The sequence below is a fragment of the Geobacillus sp. Y412MC52 genome, from assembly GCF_000174795.2.
GTDB classification, from domain to species: Bacteria; Bacillota; Bacilli; order Bacillales; family Anoxybacillaceae; genus Geobacillus; species Geobacillus thermoleovorans.
Genome location: NC_014915.1, coordinates 1907242 through 1925723, shown reverse-complemented (window position 1 = coordinate 1925723; position 18482 = coordinate 1907242). Strand labels below are relative to the sequence as shown.

14 protein-coding genes are annotated in these 18482 nt (G+C 46.4%); all 14 read left to right on the top strand.

The genetic code is table 11. The features are described from left to right. Positions 1-100: 100 nt before the first annotated feature. The 14 genes from GYMC52_RS09480 to GYMC52_RS09420 all read left to right on the top strand — a co-directional run bounded on the left by GYMC52_RS09480 (position 101) and on the right by GYMC52_RS09420 (position 18386). The gene (locus GYMC52_RS09480) at positions 101-1402 is read left to right on the top strand and encodes a glycoside hydrolase family 27 protein (protein ID WP_013523910.1); all 1302 of its coding nucleotides are present in this window, start codon (positions 101-103) and stop codon (positions 1400-1402) included. 127 nt (positions 1403-1529) lie between these two features. After that, positions 1530-2477, top strand: a complete 948-nt coding sequence (locus GYMC52_RS09475; RefSeq protein ID WP_013523909.1) for an arabinan endo-1,5-alpha-L-arabinosidase — start codon at positions 1530-1532, stop codon at positions 2475-2477. Positions 2478-2806: 329 nt separating this feature from the next. Beyond that, complete coding sequence (locus GYMC52_RS09470; protein WP_013523908.1) at positions 2807-4168, top strand: ABC transporter substrate-binding protein; 1362 nt, start codon at positions 2807-2809, stop codon at positions 4166-4168. A 110-nt stretch (positions 4169-4278) separates the two neighbouring features. Next, positions 4279-5181, top strand: coding sequence for a carbohydrate ABC transporter permease (locus tag GYMC52_RS09465; RefSeq protein WP_013523907.1), 903 nt, complete (start codon positions 4279-4281; stop codon positions 5179-5181). Between the two features lie 28 nt (positions 5182-5209). Beyond that, positions 5210-6091, top strand: a complete 882-nt coding sequence (locus tag GYMC52_RS09460; protein WP_013523906.1) for a carbohydrate ABC transporter permease — start codon at positions 5210-5212, stop codon at positions 6089-6091. A 29-nt stretch (positions 6092-6120) separates the two neighbouring features. Next, a complete protein-coding gene (locus tag GYMC52_RS09455) occupies positions 6121-8667 on the top strand; it encodes a LamG-like jellyroll fold domain-containing protein (protein WP_013523905.1) in 2547 nt (848 codons plus the stop codon). 296 nt (positions 8668-8963) lie between these two features. Continuing rightward, a complete protein-coding gene (locus GYMC52_RS09450) occupies positions 8964-10451 on the top strand; it encodes an alpha-N-arabinofuranosidase (RefSeq protein ID WP_049777096.1) in 1488 nt (495 codons plus the stop codon). Beyond that, on the top strand, positions 10448-10738 hold the full coding sequence (locus tag GYMC52_RS19990) for a DUF6171 family protein (protein ID WP_343203255.1): 291 nt from the start codon (positions 10448-10450) through the stop codon (positions 10736-10738). The genes GYMC52_RS09450 and GYMC52_RS19990 overlap by 4 nt, the downstream gene beginning before the upstream one ends. Positions 10739-10777: 39 nt before the next feature. Then, positions 10778-12286 carry an alpha-N-arabinofuranosidase gene (locus GYMC52_RS09445; RefSeq protein ID WP_013523902.1) on the top strand — a complete coding sequence of 503 codons (1509 nt, stop codon included), beginning with the start codon at positions 10778-10780 and terminating at the stop codon, positions 12284-12286. Between the two features lie 64 nt (positions 12287-12350). Beyond that, positions 12351-13346 carry a Gfo/Idh/MocA family protein gene (locus tag GYMC52_RS09440; RefSeq protein ID WP_013523901.1) on the top strand — a complete coding sequence of 332 codons (996 nt, stop codon included), beginning with the start codon at positions 12351-12353 and terminating at the stop codon, positions 13344-13346. Between the two features lie 16 nt (positions 13347-13362). Beyond that, entirely contained in the window at positions 13363-14415 is a 1053-nt protein-coding gene (locus tag GYMC52_RS09435) for an aldose epimerase family protein (RefSeq protein ID WP_013523900.1), read from the top strand. Between the two features lie 4 nt (positions 14416-14419). Next, entirely contained in the window at positions 14420-15241 is an 822-nt protein-coding gene (locus GYMC52_RS09430; RefSeq protein ID WP_049777095.1) for an HAD-IIA family hydrolase, read from the top strand. Further along, positions 15238-16449, top strand: coding sequence for an iron-containing alcohol dehydrogenase (locus tag GYMC52_RS09425; protein WP_013523898.1), 1212 nt, complete (start codon positions 15238-15240; stop codon positions 16447-16449). The genes GYMC52_RS09430 and GYMC52_RS09425 overlap by 4 nt, the downstream gene beginning before the upstream one ends. Then, a complete protein-coding gene (locus GYMC52_RS09420; RefSeq protein ID WP_173346437.1) occupies positions 16446-18386 on the top strand; it encodes a glycoside hydrolase family 127 protein in 1941 nt (646 codons plus the stop codon). Before GYMC52_RS09425 ends, GYMC52_RS09420 begins: the two co-directional genes overlap by 4 nt. Positions 18387-18482: the final 96 nt, after the last annotated feature.

Genomic DNA, 18482 nt, shown 5'->3' with positions numbered 1-18482 from the left:
CAGATCCGTAATATGACGTGACATCAGGGACATGGGCTGACTTGAGGGGAGGGCTCATGTCCTCTTATCTAATAAGGATGTGCAGAGAGGAGATACAAGTATGCATCACTATCAGTGGGCAAAAACTCCGCCAATGGGATGGAATAGCTGGGATTGTTACGGGGCGTCAGTTACGGAAGATGAAGTAAAAGGGAATGCGGAATATATGGCAAAATACTTAAAACCATTTGGATGGGAATATGTTGTGGTCGATATTCAGTGGTATGAACCCGGCGCCAATTCGTCGATTTACCGTCCGTTTGTCCCATTAGAAATGGATGAATATTCACGTTTAATGCCGGCGGTAAATCGATTTCCATCAACCAAGGGAGGAAAGGGATTTAAACCATTGGCCGATTACATCCACAATCTTGGATTAAAGTTTGGCATCCATATTATGCGGGGAATTCCACGTCAAGCTGTTCATCAAAATACGCCAATTTTGGGGACAAATGTAGGTGCACGCGATATTGCGGATACGAACTCAATTTGTCCTTGGAACACTGATATGTATGGAGTAGACCATCGAAAAGAAGGAGCTCAGGCTTATTACGATTCCTTATTTCAGCTTTATGCGCAATGGGGAGTCGATTTTGTAAAAGTCGATGATATTGCTGCATCAAAACTTTATGGTACCCATACGGAAGAAATCAAAATGATTCGTAAGGCAATTGATCGCTGCGGACGCCCTATGGTTCTTAGCCTGTCGCCTGGACCAGCTCCACTTGATCATGCTACGTTGTTTGTGGAAAATGCGAATATGTGGCGAATGACTGATGATTTCTGGGATCGATGGGAATTGCTTTATGATATGTTTGAGCGATGCTATAAATGGTGCAAGCTTGTTGGTCCAGGGCATTGGCCCGATGCGGATATGCTGCCATTAGGTCATATTGGCATTCGTTCGGTAGATGGCGGTGGTACCGACCGTATGACCCGATTTACCAAAGATGAACAGCGTACGATGATGACGTTATGGATAATTTTTCGATCTCCGCTGATGTTTGGCGGTGAATTAAGAGATAATGACGAGTGGACGCTTTCTCTTTTAACAAATGAAGAAGTATTACACGTTCATCAAAATGGCTACGGAGCACGGCAAGTATATCGGGAGAATGATCATGTCGTTTGGACTTCACAGGATGCTGAAGGAAATCAATTTGTCGCCATGTTTAACATTAGTGAAAAACGATCAGTTGTTTCTGTTTCTTTAAAAGATCTAGGATGTATGGAACCTATGAAGGCTAGGGATTTGTGGGCCAAAGAGGATCTAGGATTAGTTAAACATCAACTGGCATTTGAATTAGGTCCCCATCAGTCGATATTCGTGAAATTATCCCCAGCTGTAGGGAAGGGGTTATAGACTTTGTTTTTTTGATTCTTAAAGAATTGAGAAACTATGGCATGTTCCATCTCAGCAATGGTTTTGGGCTTAAAACAATATGTTATAAAGTTCTGAAAATAATCCAAATTAAAAGGAGACTAAGCAAATGGTTCATTTCCACCCCTTTGGCAATGTTAACTTTTACGAAATGGATTGGAGTCTTAAGGGAGATTTATGGGCTCATGATCCAGTCATCGCAAAAGAGGGAAGTCGATGGTATGTTTTTCACACCGGGAGCGGCATTCAAATCAAAACATCTGAAGATGGGGTTCATTGGGAGAATATGGGCCGGGTATTTCCATCGTTGCCGGATTGGTGCAAGCAGTATGTTCCAGAAAAAGACGAAGATCATTTATGGGCGCCCGATATATGTTTTTATAACGGAATTTACTATCTGTATTATTCAGTCTCTACCTTTGGAAAAAACACATCGGTGATTGGATTGGCGACCAATCGGACCCTTGACCCGCGAGATCCTGACTATGAATGGAAAGACATGGGTCCCGTTATTCATTCAACGGCTTCCGATAACTATAATGCGATAGATCCGAATGTAGTTTTTGATCAGGAAGGGCAACCTTGGTTAAGTTTCGGTTCTTTTTGGTCGGGAATTCAGTTGATTCAGCTGGACACTGAAACAATGAAACCTGCCGCGCAGGCCGAGTTGCTGACGATTGCCAGCAGGGGTGAGGAGCCTAATGCGATCGAAGCCCCTTTTATCGTGTGCCGGAACGGATATTATTATTTGTTTGTATCATTTGATTTTTGCTGCCGCGGTATTGAAAGCACGTATAAAATCGTCGTTGGTAGGTCAAAGGACATTACAGGGCCATACGTAGACAAAAATGGTGTATCGATGATGCAGGGAGGCGGCACGATTCTTGACGCAGGGAACGACCGTTGGATAGGACCAGGGCATTGCGCCGTTTATTTCTCGGGGGCTTCCGCCATTCTTGTGAACCATGCGTACGACGCTCTCAAAAACGGAGAGCCAACGTTGCAAATCCGGCCTTTGTATTGGGATGATGAAGGGTGGCCGTATTTGTCAGTTTGAAGGCAGAGAAAACATATGAGAGAGGATTTGCTTCCATTCAAAAAAACAACCGGTATTTAAAGGGATTTATGAAAGAATACATTTTATGAACGGATGGGATCAAAGAATGTAATAATATGTACGAACAAATTAAGTAGAATAAGGTGAAACTTTAAAAAATTCATTGACATGTACGAACAATTAGATTAATATGTAATTGAATAAAGAATGCGCTTACATATTTAGGAGGGGGGCTCATTATTTTAAGAAATATGAAGGTGTTTTGTTCGTACATTTGGATTGGCGTGAAGTATGGCTGCAAATGAGTATGACGAAGGGGGATTTGGATGATGAGGACGAAAAAAATGAAAACGCTTTTTCTTGCTCTAGCGTTTGCCGTGATTTCTGCTTTAGTAGGGTGTTCGGACAAAAACGCATCTGTCGGCAATGGCAATGGGGAAAAAATAGAACTGACGTTTATGTTTAGGGGACAGCCCCAAGAGCAAACAGCTTATAAGAACGTAGTGAAAAAATTCGAAGAAAAACATCCGAATGTAAAAGTAAATATTGTTGTTACGTCGCCAGATCAATATGCTACGAAACTACGGGCTGCGATCGCGGGAAGAAAAATACCTGATGTGTTTTATTTCAACCCCGGAGAACTTCGCGCTTATGTGAATTCCAATGTACTATTAGACATCACAAAATATGTAGAAAACTCAAAAGGTGTTAATCTCCAAGATATTTGGGAAAAAGGGGTAAATAAATATCGATTTGATGGAGAAAAGGTCGGTCAGGGAAATCTTTATGGGCTGCCGAAAGATTTAGGACCGTTTGCACTCGGGTACAATAAAACAATGTTTGAAAAAGCAGGGATTCCTCTTCCAGATAAAGATAAACCATATACATGGCAAGAATTTATTGATGTTTGTAAGAAACTAACCAAAGACACGAATGGCGATGGGAAGCTCGACCAATGGGGAACAGGTTTAAATGCCACATGGACGTTGCAAGCGTTTGTTTGGAGCAATGGTGCCGATTGGATTGATGAAAGCAAAACGAAAGTTACCGTTGACGATCCGAAATTTATAGAAGCCCTCCAATTCTTTGCTGACATGCAGAATAAATATAAGGTCACCCCATCGATTGCGGAGGCGCAGACATTGGATACGTATCAACGCTGGTTGAGAGGGCAACTTGGCTTTTTCCCTGTAGGTCCTTGGGATTTAGCTGCTTTTGACCAACAAATCAAATTTGAGTATGATTTGATTCCATGGCCTGCAGGTTCGACTGGCAAACCGGCTACTTGGGTTGGGTCGCTTGGAATCGGGGTGTCAAGCATGACCAAGCATCCAAAAGAGGCAGTAGAGTTAGCATTATATTTGTCCGCTGATCCAGAGGGGCAGAAAGCGCTTGTTGACCAGCGTGTACAGTTGCCGAACTCTGTGAAAGTAGCTGAAGAGTGGGCAAAAGATCCTTCCATTAAGCCGGCAAACAAGCAGGAATTTTTGGATATCATTAATGATTATGGGCGTTCATTTCCGACAGAATATACGTACAACGGTGAATGGTACGACGAGTTTTATCGCAATCTGCAACCAGTTTTAGATGGAAAAATGTCCGCTGAAGAGTACGTAAAGAAAGCAAAGCCGAAAATGCAAAAGCTGTTGGATCAGGCAATCGAACAAGAAAAACAAGCAAGCAAAAAATGACAATTGTTCAAGAGAAAACAGGTGAATACCGGTGTTGTGCCAATAACACCGGTATTTGTTTATTAGCCTGCGGATGAAATACTCTTATGATATTGAAGGAGGGGAGAGGCGTGAAGCGGAGAAGAAGCCACCAATCGTCCTTGTATCGAAAGGAAAAAATTTATGCATACTTGTTTATTTCCGCTCCGGTGATAGGATTCCTTGTTTTTACTTTTGTTCCATCTCTCTACTCTTTATATGGGGCATTTACCGATTGGAACGGGCTTGGGCAAATGAATTTTATAGGGCTGGACAATTTTAAAGCCTTGTTTAAAGATGAATATTTTTACAAAGCTATGTATAACACGATTTTTATGATGATTGGCATCCCTATCGGTGTGGTGCTGTCTCTTCTGCTGGCCTTGGCACTGAATAGAGGGGTTCCTGGAACCAATGTCTTTCGCGTGATTTATTATATTCCTGTTATTTCTTCAATTGCTGCGATATCCATATTGTGGCAATGGGCGTATAATGGGGATTATGGATTAGTTAATCAGTTTTTAGGTTTTTTTGGCATCAAAGGGCCTAACTGGCTTCAGAATGTTCACACTGTCAAACCTGCGTTAATTATTATGGCCGTTTGGAAAGGATTAGGGTATACTATGTTGCTTTATTTGGCTGCTTTGCAAAGCGTGCCAAAAACGTTTTATGAAGCGGCAAAGCTGGATGGGGCTAACGCGTTGCAATCTTTTTGGTATATTACGCTGCCGATGGTGAAGCCCGTAACCTTCTTTATTATTGTCACCTCAGTAATTGGTGGGGCGCAAATTTTTACGGAAATTGACGTGATGACGCCAAACGGAGGACCGGAGTTTAGCTCGGCCTCGATTGTTTGGTATATTTGGCAAAAAGCGTTTGGGAATTTCCAATTAGGATATGCATCCGCTATGGCTGTAATCCTCGGAATCTTTATATTTATCGTCACGTATATTCAATTCCGGTTGAATGAGCGGTCAAGATTTGATATGGATTAATGCATTTTCTTATTAGGAGAGGATCGTTATGGAAGCAGTTGTGCAAAAAAATGCGAAACTTAATGTAAATACGGTGGCGAAAAAAAACCGCATCATCAACTTAGTGCTTTTCTTCCTTTTATCTGTGGGAGCCGTTTTTATGATCGCGCCCTTGCTCTGGATGGTATCGACGTCCTTGAAAGATAAGCAGGATGTATTTTCTTTGCCGCCAAAGTGGATTCCGGAAACGATACATTTTGAAAAATATATCGAGATATGGGAAAAAGGTCCTTTGCTTTCGGGGATGATCAATAGCTTGATTGTCGCTGTCACGGTAACGGTAGTCGGAACATTTACTTCCAGTTTAGCGGCATTTGCATTTGCCAAGTTGCGATTCCCTGGAAGAAATAAAATTTTTCTTTTATTGTTGACTTCAATGATGATTCCTTATCCAGTGGTTATGATTCCGCAGTTTATCATGTTTTCTAGCCTTGAGTGGACGGATACGCTATTGCCATTAATTGTTCCAGGATTGTTTGGAAATATTATGATGATTTTTTTTCTCAGACAATATTTAAGCAGCATACCTGATTCCATTATTGAAGCGGCAAAAATTGATGGATGTTCATATTTCCAAATTTATTATAAAATTGTTCTCCCTTTAATTCGGCCGGCTGTTGCTGCACAATTGATTTTATGGTTTATGGGGATATGGAATGACTATTTAGCGCCTATTATTTATCTGAATTCTCCGGAAAAGCAAACATTGCAATTGGTGATTGCTAGCTTTAACGCCAATTTTGCAATTCAAAGTGACTATCCGTTAATTATGGCGGCTTCCGTAGTCGCTCTGTTGCCTATGATTATTGTGTTTGTCATCTTCCAAAAACAAATTATTGAATCGATTGCTATTTCAGGGATTAAAGGATAGAGGTTTAGCATGAAAAAGGGGTGCTTAGGATGAAAAGGAGAAGTTTGAAAGGAATCGCTCTGTTTCTTTTAATTGTTGCCGTATGTTTGTCCAGCGCAACGCTAGGGAGGGGAGAAGAGAAGCATACAGGAGAGAATGTCCGGCAAAATCAAAAGGTAAAGGATCCCCAATTTACAAATGTATCTGTCCATGATCCATCGATTGTGAAAGACGGTGATACGTATTACATTTTTGGTTCCCATATTGAGGCCGCCAAGTCAAAAGATTTAATGAATTGGGAGAAGTTTACTAATGGCTACACAACACCAAATAATAAGCTATATGGCGATTTATCAAAGAATTTGGCTGGTTCGTTTAAATGGGCGGGCGAAAATGATGCCGACAGCAAGGGCGGTTTTGCGGTTTGGGCTCCGGATGTTTTTTGGAACAAAGACTATATCAATGAAGACGGCACAAAAGGAGCCTATATGATTTATTACTCGGTTTCGTCCACTTACATTCGGTCAGCCATCGGATATGCGGTGTCTAAGCATATCGAAGGCCCATATAAGTATGTGGATACAATTGTATATTCCGGATTTACTAAAGAGGAAGCGTATGATGCCAACAGCAAAATCAATAAAAAATGGACGAATACGAATATTCCTAAATTGATCGAGCAAGGAAAATTGAAAGGGGTGCGGGCCGATTGGTTTCATAATGATGGATCGTATAATAATCGAGACTTTCCTAACGCTATTGACCCCAATTTGTTCTATGATGAGAAAGGGAACCTTTGGATGGCTTACGGATCATGGTCTGGCGGTATTTTTGTCCTGCCGATGGACAAAACGACTGGCAAGCCGATCTATCCTGGCAAAGATGGAAAAACTCCCGATGGACGGCTTGTTGACCGATATTTCGGCATAAAGATCGCGGGCGGGTATTATCAATCAGGAGAAGGGACGTACATCGTCTACGATAAAAATACAGACTATTATTATTTGTATGTCACATACGGTTGGTTAGGAGCGGACGGCGGCTATAACATGAGACAGTTTCGGTCAACTAGCCCGACAGGACCTTACGTAGATGCAAAGGGGCAAAGTGCCGTTTTGCCAGGAGAAGTTGATAACTCCCCTTATGGCAATAAAATTATGGGGAACTTCTTATTCGAACGAAAAGTAGGGGATCCTGGGACGGGAATCGGCGTAGGGTATGTCTCTCCGGGGCATAACTCTGTTTATTTGGACCGCAAAACTGGCCAGCAATTTTTAGTTTTTCATACTCGTTTTCCGCAATCGGGTGAGTATCATGAAGTCCGGGTCCATCAAATGTTTATGAATAAAAATGGATGGCCGGTTGTAGCTCCATATCGGTATGCAGGCGAAAAGCTTGAAAAAGTCAACAAGCAAGATGTTGTTGGGGAATATCAATTGATCAATCACGGGAAAGACTATTCGGCTGACATAAAAAAGCAAATATTTGTACGCTTGAATAGAAATAACACCATTTCCGGGGATGCCACTGGGACGTGGAGAAAAATCGGACATAATCAAGCAGAAATCACAATCGATGGAGAAACGTATGACGGGGTATTTGTACGTCAATGGGATCCCACTTCCAAACGTTATGTCATGGCCTTTACCGCTCTTTCAAATGAAGGTGTCTCGATCTGGGGGAGCAAACTGGCTGATAAAACAGATGAGGAAATTGTAGAGGATGTCGCGAGTGACTTGGATCTTGGTGATACCGATCACGTGGTTTCCAACTTACATCTTCCCACCGAGGGAACAAGGCATACGGTAATTTCGTGGACCACTTCGGACGCAAAGGTGGTTTCCGAGACGGGAGTCGTTCATCGTCCGGAAGTCGGCTCAGCCCCTGTTACGGTTACCCTTACGGCGACGATTACGAAAGGAGATGCCACAGCGACGAAAGTGTTTCACATTACTGTACTGCCCTACGAGGAAGCGAAGTTAACTGCGCATTACAGTTTTGATAACAATGACTTAAGCGATAGTACGGGCAATTTTGGACCAGGTACGATTACTGGCAATAGAATCGATAACGAGGGCGGCACGATCGCTTATGCAGACGGCAAGATCGGGAAAGCGGCCGTATTGAACGGACAATCTGGCATCCGCTTGCCAGACGGTTTGGTCTCAAGCAACCAATATTCGGTGTCGCTTTGGGTGAAACCGGAACAATTAACCACGCATACGACAACTTTCTTTGGCGCCAAGGATCCTAACCATTGGGTAAGCCTCGTTCCGCAAGGTTGGGACGGCAATACGATGCTATGGTCAGGAAGCTCGCCATGGTATGATGGTCGAACTTTTTGGAAAATCCCAACGGGTCAGTGGACACATTTAGCGTTCTCGGTCGATAACGGCGCGGTTAAAGTTTATATAAACGGCGTGGAAAAATTCAGCGGCACAAACTTTCCGGATGTCTTCACCGGCGCAAACGCAAGCTTCGCTCTAGGGGTAAACTGGTGGGATCCTCCATTCAAAGGATTGATTGACGAACTGCGCATTTACGAGGGCGCGTTAACTCCTTCCCAAGTGACTGACTTGGCGCAAACGAGTGAATAAATCAGAGAAGTCCCCTTGGCTTTTTCCAAGGGGGCTCGCATCTCCATCGATGGATAGGGCGGCAAAGCAGAGGTGTTGCGAACGATTCGAAAATTTTGAAAGCCCCCTTGAAAAAAAGAAAGGTTGTGATACAATCGAATTGAAATTTATACGTACAAATATACCTTAACTTTGTTTGATGTCTTCTATAGTACGTACAAATTATAATCTGACACTGGTGAAGCAAATGTCTACATAACATTAATGAAAGGAATGGGAGAGGTATTGTGAGAAACAGAGCGGTAATAAACGTCGACATGCCAAAAGGAACCATCAACAAGAACATTTACGGCCATTTTGCGGAACATCTTGGGCGTTGCATTTATGAAGGAATTTGGGTCGGAGAAGACTCTCCGATTCCGAATACAAATGGGATTCGCAACGATGTATTGCAAGCGTTGAAAAACATAAAAGTTCCGGTTCTACGGTGGCCGGGCGGCTGCTTTGCGGATGAGTACCATTGGAAGGATGGGGTTGGCCCAAGGGAGCAGCGCAAAAAAATGATTAACACCCATTGGGGAGGGGTGATTGAGAACAATCATTTCGGCACTCACGAGTTTATGATGTTATGCGAAATGCTTGAATGCGAGCCTTATATTTGCGGCAATGTAGGCAGCGGCACGGTTCAAGAGATGTCAGAATGGATTGAGTATATGACATTTGATGGAGAATCGCCAATGGCGAATTGGCGCAAGGAGAATGGGCGGGAGAAGCCGTGGAAGTTGAAATATTTCGGGGTCGGGAATGAAAACTGGGGCTGCGGAGGGAATATGCGCCCTGAATATTACGCCGACCTGTATCGCCGCTATCAAACATATGTCAGAAATTACGGGGACAATCAAATTTATAAAATTGCCTGTGGTGCGAATGTAGATGACTATTACTGGACAGAAGTTTTAATGAAAAATGCCGGCCGCTTTATGGATGGGTTGAGCCTTCATTATTATACAATTCCTGGGGACTTTTGGCTCGGGAAAGGCTCCGCCACGGATTTTACAGAAGATGAGTGGTTTATTACATTGAAAAAAGCATTATATATAGATGAATTGATTACGAGGCATAGCACGATTATGGATAAGTACGATCCGGAAAAGCGTGTCGGGCTCATTGTGGATGAATGGGGAACGTGGTATGACGTAGAACCGGGCACGAATCCGGGATTCTTATATCAACAAAATACAATCCGTGATGCGCTTGTCGCAGCTCTCCATTTTCATATTTTCCATAACCATTGTGATCGAGTGCGAATGGCGAATATCGCGCAAACGGTTAACGTCTTGCAAGCGGTCATTTTGACAAGAGGGGAACAAATGATTCTCACGCCTACGTATCATGTGTTTGACATGTATAAGGTTCACCAAGATGCCGAGTTGTTGGCAATAGAGTCTTCATGTGCCGAGTATGAGCATCGCGGGGAAACGTTGCCGCAAGTAAGCATCACTGCATCCAAGAACGGGGAAGGAACTGTCCATATCAGTTTATGCAATATTGATCATCGAAATGAGGCGGTAGTAGATTTAGAGTTTCGTGGAGACAGCCTCGCACGCAAGCAAGTATTCGGCACGATGTTAACAGCGAATGAGATGAATGCCCATAATACATTTGAAAAGCCGGATGCAGTGAAGCCCGAACCGTTCCGTCAAATAGAGCTCGGCCAACATACACTGATGGCCAAACTTCCGCCCATGTCTGTCGTCACTTTAGCGATTGTTGAAAATAAAGCGGCTTTGATTGAACGACAATGAAGACAAAGGCGGCGGAAAATATGGAAGAAAAAAATTGGTGCCAAGACTGCGCGGGCAGCGTCATCGTTACACGGGAAATGATGGATCCGCTCATTGAACAAATTGATCGTTCAGCATTCGTTTCCGATGACGTATATGAGAAAAGGATCAATATATGCAGAAGTTGTTCCTCTCTCCAATATGGCACAACTTGCGCCTATAGCGGGTATCTTGTCCATTACCAGGCAAAATGGAGGCGGGAATGTTGCCCGTTTCCGGGAAGGGCGAAATGGGGAAGGGAAGAATAGATTGACAAGTTGATAAAAAATAGAAAGGAAGAGTGGCAGATGGCTACGAAAAAAGCAACCATGATCATCGAAAAAGACTTCAAAATCGCTGAAATCGACAAGCGCATTTATGGCTCTTTTATTGAGCACCTCGGCCGTGCGGTATACGGGGGGATTTATGAACCGGGCCATCCGCAGGCGGATGAAAATGGATTCCGCCAAGATGTGATTGAACTGGTGAAAGAACTGCAAGTGCCGATCATCCGCTATCCGGGCGGGAATTTTGTGTCCGGTTACAACTGGGAAGATGGAGTGGGGCCAAAAGAGCAGCGTCCGCGGCGGTTGGATTTGGCGTGGCGGTCGGTGGAAACGAATGAAATTGGCTTGAATGAATTTATGGATTGGGCCAAGATGGTCGGAGCCGAAGTGAATATGGCCGTCAACTTAGGGACGCGCGGCATTGATGCGGCACGCAACTTAGTCGAATACTGCAACCACCCATCGGGCTCCTACTACAGCGATTTGCGCATTTCCCACGGCTACAAAGAGCCTCATAAAATTAAAACGTGGTGCTTGGGCAATGAGATGGATGGTCCGTGGCAAATCGGCCATAAGACGGCCGTCGAGTACGGGCGGATTGCTTGCGAAGCAGCCAAAGTGATGAAGTGGGTCGACCCGACGATTGAACTTGTTGTGTGTGGAAGCTCAAACCGAAATATGCCGACGTTTGCGGAATGGGAAGCGACTGTTCTTGACCATACGTATGACCATGTCGACTATATTTCTCTCCATCAATACTACGGAAACCGGGATAATAATACGGCCAATTATTTGGCGCTGTCGCTGGAAATGGATGATTTTATCCGTTCGGTTGTCGCCATCGCCGATTATGTCAAAGCGAAAAAACGAAGCAAAAAAACGATCCATCTTTCATTTGATGAATGGAACGTATGGTACCACTCGAATGAGGCGGATAAGTTAATTGAGCCATGGACCGTTGCGCCGCCTTTGTTGGAAGATATTTATAACTTTGAAGATGCGCTCCTTGTCGGCTGCATGCTTATTACACTCATGAAACATGCGGACCGGGTGAAAATTGCCTGCTTGGCTCAATTAGTCAATGTCATTGCGCCAATCATGACGGAAAAGAACGGTCCAGCTTGGAAACAAACGATTTATTATCCGTTTATGCACGCCTCTGTTTATGGCAGAGGAGTGGCGCTGCATCCGGTTATTTCGAGCCCGAAATACGACAGCAAAGACTTCACTGATGTCCCGTATTTAGAGTCGATCGCTGTTTACAATGAAGAAAAAGAAGAAGTGACGATTTTTGCGGTCAACCGTGACATGGACGATGCATTATTACTGGAATGCGATGCCCGTAGTTTTGAAGACTACCACGTCATTGAGCATATCGTTTTGGAACATGAAAATGTGAAACAAACGAATTCAGCGCAATCGTCTCCTGTTGTTCCGCATCGCAACGGCGACGCTCAGATATCTGATGGAAAAGTGTTGGCGACGTTGCCGAAGTTGTCGTGGAACGTCATTCGTTTAGGAGAACGATAAGAAAAGTGAAGGCTGGTCTAAGGGGCCAGCCTATCCCTTTGAGAAACAGGAAGGGGAGCTGAAAATGGAACGCAAAGTTCGCTGGGGAATAGTCAGTACGGCCGCCATTGCGAAAGACGTGATGATTCCTGCCATTCATCGTGCGGATTATGCCGAGGTGGTGGCGATCGCCAGTGAAAATGGAAAGGCCGATCAGGCGGCGAAGGAGCTCGGCATTCCGAAGGCGTATGACAGCTATGACCAGCTGCTCGATGATCCTGACATCGACGCAGTGTACATCCCGCTTCCGAACAGCCTGCACGCCGAATGGACAATCAAAGCAGCGAAGAAGAAAAAGCACGTGCTTTGCGAAAAACCCGCCGCCTTATGCGCAGAAGACGTCCGGCGTATGATAGAGGTATGCGAGGAAAACGGTGTTTTATTCATGGAGGCGTTCATGTACCAGTTTCATCCGCAGCATGAACGGGTCAAACAGCTTCTGGCTGCTGGTGAGATTGGCGAAGTCAAGTACATGCGCGCCCATTTCTCCTTTTACTTGCAAGACCGAGAAACGAATATCCGCATGAACCCTGAGCTTGGCGGGGGAAGCCTATTCGATGTCGGCTGCTATTGCGTACACTCAACGAGACACATCCTTGACGCCGAGCCCATCGAGCTGTTTGTCCAATCTCGTTTTGATCCGCATCGTTCGGTCGATTTGACGACGAGCGGATGGATGAGGATGGAAAATGGTGTTTTCGCCCAATTCACATGCAGCTTCGATATGTTCTTCAAAAATGAGTACGAAATCATCGGCACGAAGGGGAAAATCATTGTTTCGCGGGCGTATCGGCCGGATGTGGATGGCGGCGAGGGGCGGATTACGGTCGCAACGGCTGATGGGAACGTACGCGAGGAAACGGTGGCAGGCGACCAATACGCGCTGCAAATCGAGCACTTTTCGCGCGCCATTCTCGAAGGGATGCCGCTGTTGTATTCGCCGGAGCGCATGATCCAACAGGCGCGGGCGCTCGATGCTTGCCGCACATCGATGAAAACGGGAGCGATCGTGTGGTTATAAAGGAAGGAGAATCGAGATGAACATTACATACGAAAAATGGTCCGAACTGAATGGAAACGATATTCTCTTGTTCATCTTGACAAACGACCGTGGCATAAAACTGTCGGCGACAAACTACGGATGCATCGTGACGGACATCCGCGTTCCCGACCGGAACGGCAATATCGAAAATGTCGCGCTCGGGTTTGGCCGGTTTGAACCGTATTTAACCAACGCCCCTTACTTTGGTGCGGTGATCGGCCGCGTGGCCGGACGCATTCGCGGGGCGAGCTTCGAACTAGATGGAATCACGTATCAATTGGCGAAAAACGAAAACAACAACCACTTGCACGGCGGCCCGAACGGATTCCATCACGTGCTTTGGCAGGCGGAACCGGTTCAGCGCAATAATGCAGTGGGGGTCGTGTTTTCATACACAAGCCCGGACGGGGAAGAGGGATATTCGGGAACGGTTCATGTTCAAGTGGAATATTGGCTGAATAGTGACAACGAATGGATCGTCACGTACCGGGCTCGTTCAGACAAAACGACGCTCGTCAATTTGACGAACCATACGTATTTTAACTTGAGCGGCAACGGCAAGCGTGATATTTTGGATCACATGCTGACCATCCAAAGCTCCCGTGTGCTGGAGCTGAATGAGGAACTGATTCCGACTGGCCGCGTCTTGGATGTCGCTGGCACGCCGTTTGATTTGCGGCAAGGAAAGACGATACGGGAGGCGGTCGAATCCGGGCATCCGCAAATTGAACTCGTCGGCGGGGGCTATGACCATCCGTTTTGGCTCGATCGGCATCATGACAAAGAGATTGTGCTTTCCGATCCGGAGAGTGGGCGGATATTGACAGTCGAGACGGATGAAGTCGGCGTCGTCGTGTATACGTCGAATCAGTTGCCGGAAGGGTTGGATTTGGGCGGCGTGCCGTCGCGGAAATATCTCGGCATTTGCTTAGAAACACAAGGGTTGCCGGATGCAGTTCATCATCCGCAGTTTCCGTCGATTGTATTGCCAGCTGGCAAAGAGCGAGTGTCAACGACAGTCTATCGGTTTGGCGTGCGATCGTCGTAAGCGGATGGGAGGCGGATGGTTCGTGATCGAGGACATTGAAGGGGTGTTGATCGATCTTGACGGGACGATATGGAGAGGAAATGAACTAATTCCCCATGCGGATGAGGCGGTTGCCTACCTCCGTTCGCTTGGAAAACGAATTGTGTTCGTCAGCAACCGTGGCAATTGGTCGCGGCGCATGTGCCATGAACAGCTTAGACGGTTCGGGATTGCGGCGGCGGAAGAAGACATTATTTTATCCTCAACGGTAACAGCCCAATTTTTGCGGAAACATTATCCGCTATGCCAAGTTTGGACGTTAGGCGACGAAGGATTGCGTGAAGAGCTGCGGCATTACCAGGTGCCATTGGCGCCGGCTCCGGAAGACGCGGATTTTCTCATCATCACGCTGCATGAAACGATGACGTACCGCGATTTGGATTTGGCATTTCGTGCTGTCCATCATGGGGCGCGAATCATTGCGACCAACATCGATAAAACATTTCCGAGTGAACATGGGAATGCCATTGATGTCGCCGGGATGGTCGGGGCGATTGAAGCGGCGGCGAGCCGAAAAGTGGAACTTGTGTTAGGGAAGCCTTCTTGCTTTATGGTCGAAGCGGCTTTGCGCCAGCTGAAGGTGCCTCCTAACCGCTGTCTCGTCATTGGTGACAGCGTGGAATCGGATATTCGCATGGGGAGAATGTACGGCATGAAAACCGCTCTTGTGCTGACAGGAAATACGAAGCGCAACGAATTAGGGGCATGGAGGGAAAAAGAACGGCCGGACTATGTGATGGATTCGATTTACGACATCGTGGAGCTGGGAAAGGAGATTATGCAGTGAATCCAATAGAAGAAATCGTGTCATTGGTGAAGCAATGCGATTGTGGCCACCGTCATGATGACATTCCAATTGAACAGATGACGGTGGGATGTGACGCGTTTGAGCAGCTCGTTGCTTATTTGCGTCATAAGCGGTATGAGAGGGTGGCAGTGGTGGCTGATGAACGGACGTTTGCCGCAGTAGGGGAGTCATTGTGTGATGAACTGGAAAACAAATCGATCCGCTATACAATATGCCTCGTGCAACCGGATCAAAATGGGGATGTCATCGCCGATGAACGTTCGATTGTGCAAGTGCTGCTGGAAACGCCCGACGATGTCGATGTTCTCATTGCGGCAGGAGCAGGGACGATTCATGACATTACCCGTTTTAGCAGCTATAAAATGAAGATTCCTTTCATTTCTGTCCCTACTGCTCCATCGGTGGACGGATTTACGTCAATGGGAGCTCCGCTCATCATTCGTGGGGTGAAAAAAACCATTCAAGCACAGGCGCCGGTCGCTGTATTTGCTCATACAGGTGTGTTGTCCCAAGCTCCAAAACAGATGATCGCCGCTGGATTTGGCGATATGGTGGCGAAGTATACGTCATTGGTCGACTGGCAGTTTGCCCACTGGATGGCCGATGAGCCCTATTGTCCATTTGTTCACCAGCTTACCGAACAATCTCTCAAAGCATGTGTCGACCATATTGATGACATTGCCGATGGCGGTGAACAAGGGATTCGTGTATTAATGGATGCGCTGCTGCAGTCGGGCATTGCGATGTTGCTCATGGGGCAATCGTACTCGGCATCGGGGGCGGAACACCATCTGTCCCACTACTGGGAAATGGAGTTTTTGCGGCAAAACAAGCGGCAAGTGCTGCACGGGGCGAAAGTTGGCGCAGCGACTCCGATTATCATTGAACACTATCAACACGTCTTTTGGCCGTTATGGAACAAACTAGAAGAACGACCGAAATCAATAGACGAAGCTGCATGGGAACGACTCAAAGCCAATGCGGCTTCTATTCAGAAACTGCTTGAATCATTGCCCTCTCCAGGACGTGTTCGAACCATGTTAGAGAAAGTAGGAGGGGCCGCCTTTCCGGAACAACTCGGCATCGATCTTCCGTTAGTTGAACGGAGTCTGCGGGAGGCTCATCGATTGCGCCCGAACCGTTTTACGATTCTCTACTTTTTGAATGAGTGGACTTTAGGAAAATGATAGGGGGAATCAAAGTGGAAAAAGCCACAATAAGGGCAAATGTCAAGGATCGGTTTTGGAAACGGTATATCGATGTCGTCCGGAACGAAGTCGTTCCTTACCAGTGGGAAGCGCTCAATGACCGCATCCCTGGCGCTGAACCAAGCCATGCAATCGAAAACTTCCGCATCGCCGCTGGCGAATCAGATGGAGAATTTTACGGGATGGTCTTTCAAGACAGCGATGTAGCGAAATGGCTCGAAGCGGTGGCGTATTTGTTGGAGGCGGAGCGCGACCCAGAATTGGAAAAACTCGCGGATGACGTGATTGAGCTGCTTGGCCGCGCTCAGCAGCCGGACGGCTATCTCAATACGTATTATACGGTCAAGGAACCCGGTAAACGTTGGACGAACCTGCGGGACAACCATGAATTGTATTGTGCGGGCCATTTGATGGAAGCGGCAGTTGCTTATTTCCGGGCCACAGGCAAACGGCGCTTTTTGGATATCATGTGCAAGTATGCCGACTATATCGGTACGGTATTCGGCCGCGGGGAAGGCCAAATTCCTGGATACGACGGACATCAGGAAATTGAGTTGGCGCTGTTGAAATTGTATGAGGCAACTGGAAACGAGAACTATTTAAAACTGAGCCAATATTTTATTGACCAGCGCGGGCAGCAGCCTCATTACTTTGATCAGGAAAAAGAAGCAAGAGGGGAAACGAAGCCATTTTGGTATGACGGCGGGTATCGCTACCATCAAGCACACATTCCAGTCAGGGAGCAGAAACAAGCTGTCGGGCATGCGGTGCGGGCGCTCTATATGTATACCGCCATGGCTGGACTGGCGGCGAAAACGGGAGACGAGTCGTTGAAACAAGCGTGCCAAACGTTATGGGAAAACGTGACAAAACGGCAAATGTATATCACAGGCGGCGTCGGCTCGAGCGCTTTTGGCGAATCGTTTACGTTTGATTTTGATTTGCCGAATGATACGGTCTATACCGAGACGTGTGCGTCAATTGCGTTAGTGTTTTGGGCACGCCGCATGCTGGAACTGGAGATGGATGGGAAGTACGCGGATGTGATGGAACGGGCGCTATACAACGGAACGATCAGCGGCATGGATTTGGACGGCAAGAGGTTCTTTTACGTCAACCCGCTCGAAGTGTGGCCGAAGGCATGCGAACGCCATGACAAACGACATGTGAAACCGGTGCGGCAAAAATGGTTCAGCTGCGCGTGCTGCCCGCCGAACTTGGCCCGTCTCATCGCCTCGATCAGCCATTATATTTATTCACAAACATCGGATGCGTTGTTCGTCCACCTTTATGTCGGCAGCGACATTCAAACAGAAATGGGCGGGCGGTCAGTCGAGATCGTGCAAGAGACGAATTATCCTTGGGATGGAAAGGTTCGATTGACGATTTCGCCGGAATCAGCCCAGGAATTTACACTTGGATTGCGCATTCCTGGATGGGGCCGGGGAGCGGAGGTAACGATCAATGGGGAAAACGTAGACATTGCGCCGCTGACCAAAAAAGGGTACGCTTATATCCGTCGAGTGTGGCGACAAGGGGATGAAATGGTCCTTCACTTCCCGATGCCGGTCGAGCGGATTAAGGCGCATCCCCAAGTGCGTGCTAACATTGGAAAAGTTGCGTTGCAACGAGGGCCGATCGTCTATTGTTTGGAAGAGATTGATAACGGACCGAATTTGGCAAATTTGTTCCTTCCGCGCGATGCCAAGCTTGAGGCGAACTTTGAGCCAGACTTGTTAGAAGGGGTTGTAGTAATCACCGGAACCGCTGAGCGGGTCGATGAGTCGGCATGGAATGATGAATTGTATCGGCCTATTGAACCCCAAACATATGAAGTTCCGTTCCGAGCGATTCCTTATTACGCTTGGTGCAACCGTCAGGAAGGAGAGATGGTGGTGTGGGTGAATGAGAAATAGAAACATCAACGTAGTTATTCACTTCGTGGAATAATTTGAAAATCAAAACGAAATACCAAGTTGAATGAGCAAGCTGGTCGGATGGTTTACGAACTG